General features: G+C 60.0%; 9 protein-coding genes and 1 pseudogene. 6 read left to right on the forward strand and 4 right to left on the reverse strand.

The window, feature by feature from the left end:
• Positions 1-23: 23 nt before the first annotated feature.
• The 3 genes from ONR75_RS07330 to ONR75_RS07340 all read right to left on the reverse strand — a co-directional run bounded on the left by ONR75_RS07330 (position 24) and on the right by ONR75_RS07340 (position 2401).
• The gene (locus tag ONR75_RS07330; protein ID WP_265082021.1) at positions 24-536 is read right to left on the reverse strand and encodes an RNA polymerase sigma factor; all 513 of its coding nucleotides are present in this window, start codon (positions 534-536) and stop codon (positions 24-26) included.
• Positions 529-1197 carry an STN domain-containing protein gene (locus ONR75_RS07335; RefSeq protein ID WP_265082022.1) on the reverse strand — a complete coding sequence of 223 codons (669 nt, stop codon included), beginning with the start codon at positions 1195-1197 and terminating at the stop codon, positions 529-531. Before ONR75_RS07335 ends, ONR75_RS07330 begins: the two co-directional genes overlap by 8 nt.
• 1042 nt (positions 1198-2239) lie before the next feature.
• A complete protein-coding gene (locus ONR75_RS07340) occupies positions 2240-2401 on the reverse strand; it encodes a hypothetical protein (protein ID WP_265082023.1) in 162 nt (53 codons plus the stop codon).
• 328 nt (positions 2402-2729) lie between these two features.
• Between ONR75_RS07340 and ONR75_RS07345 the strand changes: the two genes are divergently transcribed.
• From ONR75_RS07345 to ONR75_RS07370, 6 genes are all read left to right on the forward strand, one after another.
• Positions 2730-4865, forward strand: a complete 2136-nt coding sequence (locus ONR75_RS07345; protein ID WP_265083575.1) for a type I secretion system permease/ATPase — start codon at positions 2730-2732, stop codon at positions 4863-4865.
• 23 nt (positions 4866-4888) lie between these two features.
• Positions 4889-6334, forward strand: coding sequence for an HlyD family type I secretion periplasmic adaptor subunit (locus tag ONR75_RS07350; protein WP_265082024.1), 1446 nt, complete (start codon positions 4889-4891; stop codon positions 6332-6334).
• Between the two features lies 1 nt (position 6335).
• Entirely contained in the window at positions 6336-6833 is a 498-nt protein-coding gene (locus tag ONR75_RS07355; RefSeq protein ID WP_265082025.1) for a helix-turn-helix domain-containing protein, read from the forward strand.
• A 445-nt stretch (positions 6834-7278) separates the two neighbouring features.
• Positions 7279-7626 carry a hypothetical protein gene (locus ONR75_RS07360; protein ID WP_265082026.1) on the forward strand — a complete coding sequence of 116 codons (348 nt, stop codon included), beginning with the start codon at positions 7279-7281 and terminating at the stop codon, positions 7624-7626.
• A gap of 832 nt (positions 7627-8458) precedes the next feature.
• A complete protein-coding gene (locus ONR75_RS07365; protein ID WP_265082027.1) occupies positions 8459-10969 on the forward strand; it encodes a calcium-binding protein in 2511 nt (836 codons plus the stop codon).
• Positions 10864-12459, forward strand: coding sequence for a calcium-binding protein (locus ONR75_RS07370; RefSeq protein ID WP_265082028.1), 1596 nt, complete (start codon positions 10864-10866; stop codon positions 12457-12459). Before ONR75_RS07365 ends, ONR75_RS07370 begins: the two co-directional genes overlap by 106 nt.
• 222 nt (positions 12460-12681) lie before the next feature.
• On the opposite strand, the pseudogene ONR75_RS07375 reads toward ONR75_RS07370, so the two are convergent.
• A pseudogene (locus ONR75_RS07375) lies at positions 12682-13587 on the reverse strand (transposase); the annotation flags it as partial.
• Positions 13588-13689: the final 102 nt, after the last annotated feature.

The raw sequence follows: 13689 nt of genomic DNA on the forward strand, positions 1-13689 counted from the left end.
TCTCGGCCAGCGCGAAAGCAACTTTATTCTTTCAATTCTTTACGCCGGGCCATGCAATGCATGTGGGCCAACATGATCTCCCGGGCAACAGAGCGCCGCGAGATGCCGAGGCGGTCCGCGATTTCCTGGCGGGGAATATCGCCGAACCGGGCAGCGAGAAAGATGGTACGTCGGCGTTCTGGAAGCTCCGCGATGATCTCCCGGAACGCATCCAGATCCGACTGCGCCAGCAGAATCTCTTCCGCCGTTGCCTTCCCGTCCGGCACATCCATGGCGGCATCGATCTCGACGGCGTGACGATGACGCCGTTCCCGACGTCGACGATCTTCCGCGACGTTCAGCACAACGCGGTACAGGTAACTGTCGGGGTTATGGACAGAACTTGCAGCATCGGCGCCGGCAAGGCGCAACCAAGCATCCTGCATGGCGTCGCCAGCGAGATCGAACGAACCAAGACGCTTTGCGACGCGGGCTTTCAGGTTGTCGTAACGTTCGACGAACAGGGAGCGGATCGCAACCAGCGGGTTGTCATTCATCGCGGCACACCACCGGGCCCTGAGTGTGCGTCAGCCCTTGCACAAGCAGACACTCCCCGGGTACTTCAGGCGAGATCAGTATACGGACGGGCTGAGTGAAACCGGCAGGCGGTGGCTCGCTGAACCTGACGCCGCGCAGTGCCGCATCCATCTGCTGGTCCGCGTCCGCGGAGCCGACCGTACCGACCCGTTGAATCTGTGCAATCTCGCCGGCCTGCGAAATCCCGAGGGCAACGATAATCCGATAATGTCCGGGACGGGCGCCATCCACCCGGCAGAGCGTGTCGAGCAAGCCCTGCTGGACGAGGCCATAGTAACGTCGATGCGCTGCGGGCAAGATGCGTTCGTTCTCTGGACCAGGCCCCGCTGGCGATATCGTGACCACAAACCTCCGCTCCGAAACAAACCGCGCGGAGAGACCCGTACCGATCAAGAGCCTTTCCAGCCCCTCCGCCGGAGTCATCATCCCATGCACGTTGTTCGAGAACCGTCCGGTCGCGAGGCTCGCATCATAGAGCGCCTCGCTGCCAGTCGCGTCGCCGTAACGGCTAATGGCCGAGATGAGCGGCTGGGCGGGAATGGAAAAGGCGACCCTGGCGTCGCCCGCGCGTTCCGCTGCTTCGGACACACCAACAAGTCCCATCAGCAACGCACCGAACATCCACGCTATCGGGCCACACAAACGTCGACGCCGACAGACCTTTTCACGTTGCAAGATGAGTTCAAATCGCTGAAGCGACAGCCTTGTCCAATCCAAAGCAGAAGCAGCTTCGAGATGCACTCGGCAACCTATCCGCTGGCAGTCAATTTACTCCGCGTCGAAGCTCGTCGCGCTGGCTGGTCACGATGCAACGCATATTAGTCGAAGATTACGGTTTTAAGACAAAGCCAAAACGATGGGCGCCTTTAAGAAGAATGGCCGAATTGGCCGGGCAGCGTCAGTCTCCGCCCTGTCCGGCCATCCGGTGAGTGGCCCCAATACAGGGTGCGCGGTCGGCGGAATTGGGCACCGGCGCGAACGCCGCCGGCACGCTAATCGCGAGGGACACAGTCAGATTCCTGCTGGAAATCTTGGCCACCCGTCGGCCGACACACCGCCCCGCCACAAGGCGCGCCGGCACTCTAAAAGAGGCTAAGATCGAAATTATGCATTTGTATTAATGACATAGGTGTTCGCAGTTTTATTCGGAGCGGCGCACCATTCGGGATGAAACTGCGAACACTTATCTCGTTGAAATTGTTGTATAATTATCGTATTTAGTTGACTGAGCCGCGCTACGGGCGTCCGTGTCGTTGGCTCTATCGCCGCGCCGTTCGTGCGGTTCTGGTCTGCTTGGTGACGTTTTCTGTGTCACCTGGCGAGCGCCGTGCTGCGACGACGGGCAGGATACGGTTGGATATTCCGGCGCAGCCGCTTGCGGAGGCGCTGGTGGCTTTAAGTGCGACGACGGGAATCGAGATATTCTCTATGACGGCGCGTTGTCGGTCGACCGACGGTCGCATGCCGTGACGGGGGATCTGGCGCCGCTCGACGGGTTGCGACTACTGCTGCGGGGAACGGGCTATGTCGCGCAGGCTTCCGACGATGCGTGTCGGAGTGGCCGGCCCCCGTGAGACGCAGGCTCATCCATCCAGAGGATTAGCGAGACAGCGATCGGTGAGACGTCGCAAATGTACTGGCGAACATCTCTTCGCCTGTACATCTAACTCTCGATATAGACGGGCAGCCGTAGCTCGGCAGCCCGCTCCTTTCGTGCCTGTTTCTGAAGCTCATGTTCTCGCTTCTCGAACGCAGCCATCTCGTCTCGCACCGATGCCATGAAGCGTTCGCGTGTGGTGCGCGTGGAGCTCTTGATTTCCGTCATGGCAGTTCCCGTTAAGCGTCATCTGGGTGACGTGCGATCATATCCTTTTTCTGATGTAATAAAAGCTTCATACTGTCGTCGCGCGTGAGAGGTTGCTTCAGAAGGCCCGAGTACGATCCGAATTCGACGCCTTGGAATGAAACTTTCTCGATAGTTGCACTTTCGTGAGGCAGGACGTGCGGCTTTGCTCCGCGCCAAGCCGCATGACGTACGGCGCTCGTCTAACCCGCAAGAATTAATTAGAAATAAAGTGATTGAACGCCGGCGGCGCCAAGGTACCTTCAACTCAAGGGTGTATTGCAATTCTTATCCTATGGGCCGGACGCGAATGTCTGAGAGCGCCAACGATAACAGTGCTTCCGGTCTCGCTTGTTTGGTTTTATTGCTCCGATTCAACGGCGTGGCGGCGGAGCCTGAGCAGATCAGGCATCAGCTCGGCGGCGCAGCCGTCGATGCGCAGGAAATGGTGCGCTGTGCCAGGACTTTAGGGCTGAAAGCGCGCATCGTATCGAAGGACTGGACGCGCCTGCTTGCCACATCGCTGCCGGCCATCGCGGCGTGCAACGACGGTAGTTTTCTGGTTCTCGGCAAGGTCGCCGACAACAAGGCATTGGTGCAGAACCCCGTCAACGGTCGCCCGCAACTGATGGACCGGGCGGAGTTCGAGGCCATCTGGGCAGGCCAGCTTGTCGTGATGACGCGCCGGGCCTCGCTGACAGAGCTCGCGCGGCGCTTCGATATCACCTGGTTTCTGCAGGCGATGCACAAGTATCGCGGGTTGCTCGCCGAAGTGCTAGTGGCGTCGTTCTTTCTGCAGATCTTCGCTTTGATCACGCCACTGTTCTTCCAGGTGGTGATTGACAAGGTGCTGGTGCATCGGGGATTAACGACACTCGATGTGCTGGTCACCGGATTGATCGCAGTGTCGATCTTCGAGACGGTGCTCGCTGCGCTCCGCACCCATGTATTTTCCCACACCACCAACCGCATCGATGTCGAGCTCGGGGCCCGGCTATTTCGCCACCTCATTGCGCTGCCGATTGCCTATTTCGGCGCGAGGCGGGCTGGCGACTCGGTGGCGCGGGTGCGCGAGCTGGAGAATATCCGTAATTTCCTCACGGGGTCGGCGCTGACGCTGGTGATCGACCTGCTGTTCACCTTCGTTTTCCTCGGCGTGATGTACTACTACTCGCCGACCCTGACCTGGATCGTGATCGGCTCGTTCCCGTTCTACATCGCGATCTCCGCGGGCGTGACGCCGCTGTTCAAGCAGCGGCTCGACGAGAAGTTCAACCGCGGCGCCGAGAACCAGGCGTTTCTGGTCGAGAGCGTCAACGGCGTCGAGACGCTGAAAGCCATGGCGGTCGAGCCGCAGATGCAGCGGCGCTGGGAAGAGCAGCTCGCGGGCTATGTGGCGGCAAGCTTCCGCGTACTGTCGCTCGGGAACTGGGCTAGCCAAAGCGTGCAGCTGGTCAGCAAGATCGTCACGGCATTGACATTGTATTTCGGCGCACTGCTGGTGATCGACGGCGGCCTCACTGTGGGTGAACTGGTCGCCTTCAACATGCTGGCCGGCCGGGTGGCGCAGCCGGTGCTGCGGTTGGCGCAGCTGTGGCAGGATTTTCATCAGGCGCGGCTGTCGATCGCGCGGCTCGGTGACATTCTCAATACCGCGCCGGAGCCTGCCTATACGCCCGGTCGCGCCACGCCGCCGCCGATCAAGGGCGCTATCGCCTTCGATCACGTGGATTTTCGCTATCGGCTCGACGGCCCGCAGGTGCTGCACGATGTCTGCATCGACGTTCCGGCCGGGCAGGTGGTCGGCATTGTCGGCGCTTCCGGCTCCGGCAAGTCGACTTTGGCAAAACTGGTGCAGCGGCTCTATGTGCCCGAGGTTGGCCGCATTCTGATCGACGGTGTCGATCTGGCCATGGTCGACGTCGCCTGGCTGCGCCGGCAGGTCGGCGTGGTGCTGCAGGAAAACGTGCTGTTCAACCGGACGGTCCGCGACAACATCGCGCTGGCCGATCCGGCGATGGCGATGGAGCGCGTCGTCCACGCGGCAAAGCTCGCCGGTGCCCATGACTTCATCCTGGAACTGCCGGAGGGTTACGACACCATGGTCGGCGAGCGCGGCGCCAGCCTGTCGGGCGGCCAGCGTCAGCGCATCGCCATCGCCCGGGCTTTGGTCGGCGATCCCCGCATCCTGATCTTCGACGAGGCCACCTCCGCACTCGATTACGAGAGCGAGCGGGTGATCCAGGACAATATGCGCAGCATCGTGCGGGGCCGGACCGTTCTGATCATCGCGCATCGCCTGTCCACCGTGCGTCATGCCGATCGCATCCTGACGCTGGAACGCGGCCGGCTGGTCGAGGACGGCAATCACGACGAGCTTATCCGCCAGGGCGGGCGCTACGCCAATCTGCATCGCATTCAGGCGGGGCTCCATGAAGTGGTTTGACTCCACATTGGCGAGGTCGCGTCATGCCGACTAACGCTGCCATCGACCCGGCTCCGGCGAAGGTTGCGCCACTGCGCGTCGTGCGTCGCCGTGATGAACTCGAATTCCTGCCGGCAGCGCTGGAGATCATCGAAACCCCGGCCTCACCGATGGGGCGGGCGATCGCCTTCACGATCATCGCATTCTTCGTTCTGGCCCTGGTCTGGGCCTGCCTCGGCCGGATCGACATCATTGCCACCGCGCAGGGCAAGATCGTGCCAACCGGACGCACCAAGACCATCCAGCCGCTCGAAGCCGGCACGGTGACGGCGATCCGCGTCCGCGACGGCGACAAGGTGCACGAAGGCGACGTGCTGCTGGAGATCGACCGCACCATCTCCACCGCCGAGCGCAACCGCGTGGGCTACGAGTTGCTCCGCGCCCGCCTCGACGCGGCGCGGCTGACCGCGTTGCGCGCCGGGCTTGCGACCAACACCGCCAGCGATTTTGTGCCGCCCGCTGCGCCCGCCTATGAGATCCTGCGCACCCGCGCGGCGATGCTGGCGCAGGCCGAGCAGCAGGCTGCCAAGATCGTGTCGCTCGACCAGCAGGTTGCGCAGAAATCCGCCGAGGCCGATGGCATCGCGGCGCTGATCGACAAGCTGGAATCCGGCCTGTCGTTCATCGCCGAGACCGCGGCGCTCCGCGAGAAGCTCCTGAAGCAGGAGTTCGGCAACCGCCTGGCCTATCTGGATGCGCAATTGAAACTTGCCGACCAGCGCAGTGACCTGATCGTGCAAAAGCGCCGGCTGGTCGAGACCGCGGCGGCCAAGGCGGCGCTGGAAGCCAGCCGCGAGCAGACCCGCGCCGAATATGCCCGCAACATCATGACCGATCTCGCCGAGGCCGAACAGAAAGCGGGGCAACTCGCTGAGGACATCATCAAGGCCGAGCGCAAGATGAACGACCAGGTCTTGCGCGCGCCGGTGGACGGCACCGTGCAGCAGCTCGCGATCCACACCGTGGGCGGCGTGGTGTCGCCGGCGCAGCAATTGATGGCGATCGTTCCGGCCGACAGCAAGCTGGAGGCCGAAGCCATGCTGCCAAACAAGGATATCGGATTCGTCACGCCCGGCCAGTTCGCCGAGATAAAGATCGATACCTTCAACTTCACGAAATACGGCCTGTTGCGCGGTGAGGTGATCAACGTTTCGCAGGACGCGATCGCGAGAGAGAAGCCCGTCGATCGGAGCGATTCCGGCAAGACGCGCGCCGCGCTTTCCGAGAGCAGCGAACCGCAGGGCCAGGAACTCGTTTATGCCGCGCGCGTGTCGCTGAATCGCACGCAGATGCAGGTCGAGGACAAGATCGTCAGCCTCGCGCCGGGTATGGCGGTGACGGTGGAGATCAAGACCGGGCGACGGCGCGTGATCGAGTATCTGCTGTCGCCGTTGTTGCGATATGGGCACGAGGCTGCGAGGGAGAGGTGAGATGCCGACCACAATTTCCTTGTCGCTTGCCACAGTCGATGGGCCGATGAATGTCAATGTGGTCATAGCGGTGAGAACGCCAGACGGGCGGGTTGTCGGCACCGTTCCTGCATGCCCACTAGTTCGATCAGCAGCGTCCTCGGACGTAACGCCATCCCTCAGAAAACTCGACGATAAGACCCTTGCTGCCGTTGTATCGATCATCGAGGTGAAGTTGGCGAGCGAGGTGCAGATCGATATGCTCGCCGCCGGGGCGGGAATCAGCATGCATCACTTCTGCCGCCGCTTCAAGATCACGGTCGGCATGTCTCCCTATGCATGTGTGACGGCGATAAGAATGGTGTGGGCAAGGTGGCTTCTCGTGGACTCTAGTCTAAGCACGGAAGATATTGCTGCCCGTGTCGGCATCGGTCATGTCGGAAATTTTAGAAAAAATTTTCGAAGGCATTTCGGAATCAATCCATCACTGATGCGCGCCTCTACTGGACAGGGCGGATGAATCAGTGCGCGAGAAAATCCGGCGAAAGCGATCGGATTCGCAAGAATCAGCCTGTTCAACGATGTGCAGAAGAATAGGCTTCCATCTGAAGACGTTTATTCATGGAGTAAATTCCGAAATACAGCGTTGCAAAATGAGGGATAGAAATAAAATGCTCACAGAACTTCTTTCAATCATTTGTGCAACCCAAGCACAGGTCGTGGCCGAGACAACCATGCGATCGCATGTACTAAGTTTGTTCGCGTCGAGCGTTCAAATAGTAGGTGGAAGCAAATTCCTTATAAAGGTGTCAATGCCCGGCGGGGCCTACGCAATGCGATTTAATGCGGCTTGAGACAAAAGAAATCTCAAAAATGAGAGGCCCGAATATCACTCCGTTCATCCGAGATGCGCGGACTTGACCCGTAACGGCGCAGTGTATCGTATGCGTTGTCTAGGCGAGCATATGTCGCGACCGAAGGTGAATAAGGCTATGATGATAAACGCAGCGATACCGATGACTATTGAGCAAGTTAAAGATCTTGCTGATCGAATACAGCATGACCCGAATCTTTGGAATCAGTTCGTGGGCCTTGAGCTTGATACGGAAAAACGGCTGGCCGATGCCGCTGCGCAGGGGCGATGGATTGACGATCCGGACGTTGTCTTGGATCCGCCGAAGCTGCCGTCGATGGACATGCTGGTATTTGACTTCTTGAACCTCTGTTATGGCCCAGATCATGGTCTTGATCGGGCGATGTTGATTATGGAGATGCGACGCCGAGTTCGCGTGCGGCTCGGATTGGCAGTTTAACGTGTAACACATGTAGGAGGCATAAGTGACTGACGTCCTCTACAATACAGGCCTTGCCAAATATCTCGGAAATGTACCCGGTCAGCTCGTCGTGGATACGGCGACGTTAATCACGCTGGCAAAAGCGGATTTGAGCGGTACCGCTCTTAATCTGCTCTTCAGCACCGGGCGTCAAGTCGTCATCACCTCAACGGTGAGAAACGAAGCGACGGCTAACATGAGTTTCGCTGATGCGCAAACTATCAACAATTGGATCAATGCAAACACGCTAGGCGGTGCGCAGCCGGGACGTCTCTTAATCGATAATAGCCCGTCGAATCCGCTGGCGGGGTCTGTTCCGAACGCTGGCGAGCAGTCGATCATCGGGTACGTCAGTCGCAATGGCGGAGACGCCAACATCCGCATTGTCTCTGAAGACTTGGCTTGGATGGAAGGCAGGAATAATCTGCCAGGCGGGCGTGATCTTGCAGGCACCAGCGGCGTTAATCTGACAACAAATGAGTTTCTTAATGATCTATTGCTAAGCGGCTCTATGACGCCATTGGCGTACACAGATGCGGCCGCCAAGATCTTGTTGACCGGGCGATCGAATGTTGAACAAAGTGCGTTGCTGTTAGCGCCGGGAAGAACGGTTCAGTTGGTTGACGAGTTGGGGCGCGTTAATACGTTCCTTTTCCTCGGGACAGGCGCGGTTCTTTCGAATTCGTTGGGATTGCCGCTACAGATTATACCATCCGACGGCACTCTGAACTTACCGCAGTACGGTCCCTTGCTGCCGTATAATCGTACGGATGCTGGTCCTCTCGGAGATTTCCTCAATTTTGATTACGCGATGACTACCAACTATGCTGCGGGCCTGATCACAGTCTCGTCCTATGAATCATACTCTGACTTGGCGTCGTTCTATCTGACCAATGCTGGCCCCACCATCATCTATCCGACGCTCGGGCTCGGCGGCTTCTTTGATCCCATCGGGGCCTTCTACGAAAGCACCTCTCCGGCCAACGATCCGGCGCCGTCGATCGCCGCCAGCACGCCGCGGCTGCTGAATACCCTGAACCAGGGCCTTACCGAATACGGCCTCTCCACCTATGACAGCAATTTCGACGGCAAGCTCAGCGGCTCTGAGCTGACCAACCTGCGCGCCTGGGTCGATGCCAACGAGAATGGTATCGCCGAAGCCGGCGAGATCAAGACGCTGGCGGCCGCCGGCCTCACCGAAATCAAGCAGTTCAACTATATCTATTACGCGGCCGGCAACGCGGTCGCGGCACCGGCCATTGTGACGGCGCCCGCCAAGGGCAGCGACGCCGTCACCATCGGCCGGGTCAATGTCGCCCCCGCCGTGCCCTACAGCAACTATCGCGGGTTGCGTGATACCGACAACGTGTTTTATGTCTCCGGCGGTACGATCAACTGGGCGCCGGGTCAGATCAAGATCAATTATTCCAACCAGAGCTACCTGATCGGCACCGACGGCAACGACAATTTCGACGCCACCTATTATGCCGCCTATAACGGCACCTATTTCAACACCAACCTGCTGACCAACTTCCTCGCCGGCAACGGCGACGACAATGTCGGCGGCTCGGCACGTAACGACAATATCTGGGGCGGCACCGGCAATGATTCGCTGTTCGGCTATGCCGGCAACGACTATCTCTACGGCGAGGAGGGCAATGACGAGCTGCAGGGCCAGGACGGCAACGACGTGCTCGACGGCGGCACTGGGAATGACCGGCTGTTCGGCCAGGTCGGCAACGACATCCTCAACGGCGGTGACGGCGACGATGTGCTGGTCGGCTTCACGGCGTCGAACGATACCAAGCAGACCCTGAATGCCAGCGAGACCGACAATGATTATCTCTATGGCGGCACCGGTGCCGACGACATCTACGGCATGCTCGGCGACGATTATATCGACGGCGGCAGCGAGGACGACTGGATCTCCGGCGGCGCCGGCAACGACATTGCCTTCGGTGGAACCGGTAACGACCAGATTCAGGGCAACGAAGGCAATGACTACCTCGCCGGCGAGGCAGGCAATGACCGCATGTTCGGCCAGGTCGGCAACGACACGATGTGGGGCGGCGATGGCAATGATGTGATAGTAGGTTTCACAGCTACCAACGAAGCCAAGCAGACGCTGAGTGCCGGCGAGACCGACAATGACACCATGTATGGCGGCTCCGGCTTGGACGACATGTATGGCGGCTTCGGCGACGACCTGATGGATGGCGGCGATGGCGACGACATCATGCTCGGCGACCAGGGCAACGACACGCTGTTCGGCGGCATTGGCAACGACGAGTTGCAGGGCGGCATCGGCAATGACCGGCTGCTCGGCGAGGCCGGCAACGACAACATGTTCGGCCAGGTCGGCAACGACACGATGTGGGGCGGTGACGGCGATGATGTGATGGTCGGCTTCACCGGCCTGAACGAGACCAAGCAGACGCTCAGCGCTGGCGAGACCGATAACGACACCATGTATGGCGGGGCCGGCAACGACCTGATGCAGGGCGGCCTCGGCAACGACGTGATGCAGGGCGATGACGGCTCCGACGAATTGCAGGGCGGCTACGGCAACGATCTGCTCTATGGCAATGCCGGCGACGACCGCCTGTTCGGCCAGATCGGCGACGACGCCATTTATGGCGGTGACGGCGACGACATCATCGTCGGCTTCACCGGGTTTAACGAGGCCAAGCAGACGCTGAGCGCCGGCGAGACCGACAATGACTGGCTCTACGGCGGCGCCGGCAGCGATCTCCTGCTCGGCGGCCTCGGGAATGACTATCTGGATGGCGGCGCCGGTGCCGACATCATGGAAGGCGGCAAGGGCGACGACTTCTACATCGTCAACAGCGTCAACGACTCGATCCTGGAACTCGCCAACGAGGGCTACGACTTCGTCCTCAGCAGCGTCAACTACCTGCTCAACGCCAATATCGAGGAGCTGCGTCTGGCCGAGGGCTACAACATCCACGGCACCGGCAATGCCCTCAACAATCTCATCATCGGCAACAGCAGCGACAACATCCTCGACGGCGTCACCGGCGCGGATGAGATGGGCGGCGGGCTCGGCAACGACACCTATTATGTCGACAATGTCGGCGACCTCACGGTCGAGTTCGCCAATGAAGGCATCGACACCGTGCAGAGCACGATCAGCACCACGCTGCAGGCCAATGTGGAAAACCTGATCCTGCTCGACTTCGCCAAGCCAGAAAGGGATTGGTCGATGGCGAGCTGGCACTGGTCTACGGCTATCCGAAGGCCAACGAGCTCGACTATATCCAGGGCGATGCCGTCCCGGATTTCTGGGGCACCTGCGCGTTGACCTCGATCGCCAACCTGCTGACCCAGGCCAATCGGCCGACCACGGAAAGCGATGTCATCAACCGCGCCATCGCCCATGGCTGGGTGGTGAGCGATCCCAGCCTTCCGGCCTATGAGCGCGGCGGCTCGAACTATGCGGACCAGCAGGCGCTGCTCGACAGCTACGGCGTCCGCAACGATCTGATCATGGGCTATAACGAGCAGGGCATTGCCAATCTAGTGCGCAGCGGTCGCGGCGTCATCATCGCGGTGAATGCCGGCAAGCTGTGGGGCGAGCCTGGTTATGTGGACGGCGGCGGCGTCAACCATGCCGTCACCATCACCGGCGTCGTCTATGGCGAGGTGAACGGCGAACTGCTCGGCTTCTATATCGCCGATTCCGGCCGCCACAAGGTCAGCGACATGACCCGATTTGTCGATATCGCCTCGTTCCGCGAGGCGGCCCAGGTGCCGAATGCCTATGCGATCTACACCAAGGAAGCGCTCAAGCTTTGGAACGAGGAAATCGACGGCACCGGGAACGAGCTCGACAACGTCATCGTTGGGAACCGCGCCGACAACGTCCTCATGGGTCTGGCCGGCAACGACACATTACAGGGTGGAGAGGGCAATGACACGCTGGTCGGAGGCCTCGGCAATGATCGCTATATTGTCGACGATGCCGGCGACGTAGTGACTGAATATGCCGGCCAAGGCACGGATACGGTCGAAGCGTCTGTTACCTACACGCTGGGTGAAAATCTCGAGAATCTGACGCTGACGGGAACATCGGCTGTCAATGGTTCGGGCAACGCGCTCAACAATACCGTCACTGGCAATAGCGGGAACAACATCCTGGCCGGTCTTGCTGGTGCCGATGCGCTGGATGGCGGCGGCGGTGTCGATACGGCGGACTATTCCGCATCGAGCGCGGCGGTGACCGTTAGTCTGCAGACCGGCCTTGGCAGTGGCGGCGATGCGGCTGGCGATACGCTCACCCGAATCCAGAATCTGATCGGCTCGTCCGGCTCGGATATTCTGATAGGCAACGTGAGCGGCAACGTTCTCACAGGCGGTTTTGGCGACGATCAGCTCACGGGCGGTGGCGGCAATGACACCTATGTGGTCGGTCGCAATGGCGGGCATGATGTCATCACCAATGGCTTATCCTCGAATGCTGGAACAAGCGGCTCGCTACAGCTCTCATCGGATCTGGTGCCCGAGAACGTCTGGTTCAAGCAATCCGGACAGGATCTTCTGATCGAAATCATGGGATCGGATGACGATGTCACGGTGGCCGGCTGGTTCGCCAGTCCGACCAACGCGCTCAGCCAGATCACCACGGCGGGCGGCTGGACCATCGACGGCCAGATCTCGCAGCTGGTGCAGGCGATGGCGACTTATTCCTCGACGCACACAGGGTTTGATACGCAGACCAGCGGAACGCAACTGCCGACCGATCCTGCCCTGCAGTCGGCGATTGCGGCAGCCTGGCATCAACAAGCCGCTTAGGAGTTAGGAGCACGCGATGAGCCTGCGGTGCCAGACCGGTACTGCAGGCTCGATCACTCCAGGCACGATCACTTGCGGTGTTTGCGGCGATGGGGCAGTGATGGGAGTGCTGCGGGATGGAGAGCAAATATCCGCGGCGGCTCTTCATGAACTGAGCCGACCTGGGTGTGAATAGGCACCGAAGCGGGGCTCTGACGCAACTTTGATGACGATCTACCGCAACTAGGTGGCGCCTAACAGTCGAGCTTGCAGAAGGTCGATTTTCGCCCTTCCACACATCTGGCGTTTCACGAGCTTTAGTTTCGTAATTTGCCCTTCGGTCTGACCGTTGGACCATGGTTCGGTGATGGCGGCACGGACGGCGGCTTTGTCCCTGATGATTCCACTCGCAAAGGAGGCGATCAGGCTCAAACTGGCGGTGGCGATCCATGGATCGAGATCTGCGACAAGCTTCTTGCGCACCATGGCCTGAAAGCTTTCGACGAGCATGCGGGCTTCGACGAGCGCGGGGATGCACGCCTCGATGGCGGCGATGGTGACCGTGTCTGCTTTGCTAAGATTGTCGCGCGCCGTGGTCATCAAGCGTGAGATTGTTCTCGCGGACGGAACTTTTTGCAGTTGTTGATTGGTGGCCTTCTCGGCCCGTCGTCGCCGTGTTGTCCACTCACTGACTACACGTAAGGAGCCTTGGAAGCCCTGCTCTTTCACACGACGCCAGATCTCTGCACCGTTACGGCAGCCCTCGATCCATTGCGCATCCAGAAAGGGCAAGTGGGCATCGAGCGTGCTTTGCCTTGTCCGGAAGACATCCGCACTCTCGCCACGACTAATTTGGCGAACGAGTTTGCGGCTGTGTCCTGTTCGACGGACGATCTCCTTAAGCGGCACTGCGTCTCTGACAAGCGCCATGATGGCGGCATTCGTCTCCTTTCGCTGGAGATACCCTTCATACTGCAGCCGTTCCGCGCAAGTGAGCAGTTCTGTATTGATCATCGTCGCGCCGATTGCGGTGCGGATCGCTCGCATGGAGCGGCGTACAGCGTTGAGAAAAGCCGCGCTCGCGTTCTCCATCAGGTGCCACCGGTCGGCAACCTGGATGGCGTCGGACACACTCTTCTCTTGGGCCTCCAATGCCGCTGGTATGTACGAGAGCCCCCGTCCCACGACGAGCGGATCAGGCGCAGCAATGTAACGACCTTCCGCAAGGGCGCTCGGCAGAAAGTCGGTATA

The sequence above is a fragment of the Rhodopseudomonas sp. P2A-2r genome, from assembly GCF_026015985.1.
Lineage (GTDB): Bacteria > Pseudomonadota > Alphaproteobacteria > Rhizobiales > Xanthobacteraceae > Tardiphaga.

What these genes read in the sequence shown, in the direction of transcription:
- ONR75_RS07330 (WP_265082021.1), bottom strand. Translation starts at nt 536, where the DNA reads ATGAATGACAACCCGCTGGTTGCGATCCGCTCCCTGTTCGTCGAACGT.
- ONR75_RS07335 (WP_265082022.1), bottom strand. Translation starts at nt 1,197, where the DNA reads ATGTTCGGTGCGTTGCTGATGGGACTTGTTGGTGTGTCCGAAGCAGCG.
- ONR75_RS07340 (WP_265082023.1), bottom strand. Translation starts at nt 2,401, where the DNA reads ATGACGGAAATCAAGAGCTCCACGCGCACCACACGCGAACGCTTCATG.
- ONR75_RS07345 (WP_265083575.1), top strand. Translation starts at nt 2,730, where the DNA reads ATGTCTGAGAGCGCCAACGATAACAGTGCTTCCGGTCTCGCTTGTTTG.
- ONR75_RS07350 (WP_265082024.1), top strand. Translation starts at nt 4,889, where the DNA reads ATGCCGACTAACGCTGCCATCGACCCGGCTCCGGCGAAGGTTGCGCCA.
- ONR75_RS07355 (WP_265082025.1), top strand. Translation starts at nt 6,336, where the DNA reads ATGCCGACCACAATTTCCTTGTCGCTTGCCACAGTCGATGGGCCGATG.
- ONR75_RS07360 (WP_265082026.1), top strand. Translation starts at nt 7,279, where the DNA reads ATGTCGCGACCGAAGGTGAATAAGGCTATGATGATAAACGCAGCGATA.
- ONR75_RS07365 (WP_265082027.1), top strand. Translation starts at nt 8,459, where the DNA reads ATGACTACCAACTATGCTGCGGGCCTGATCACAGTCTCGTCCTATGAA.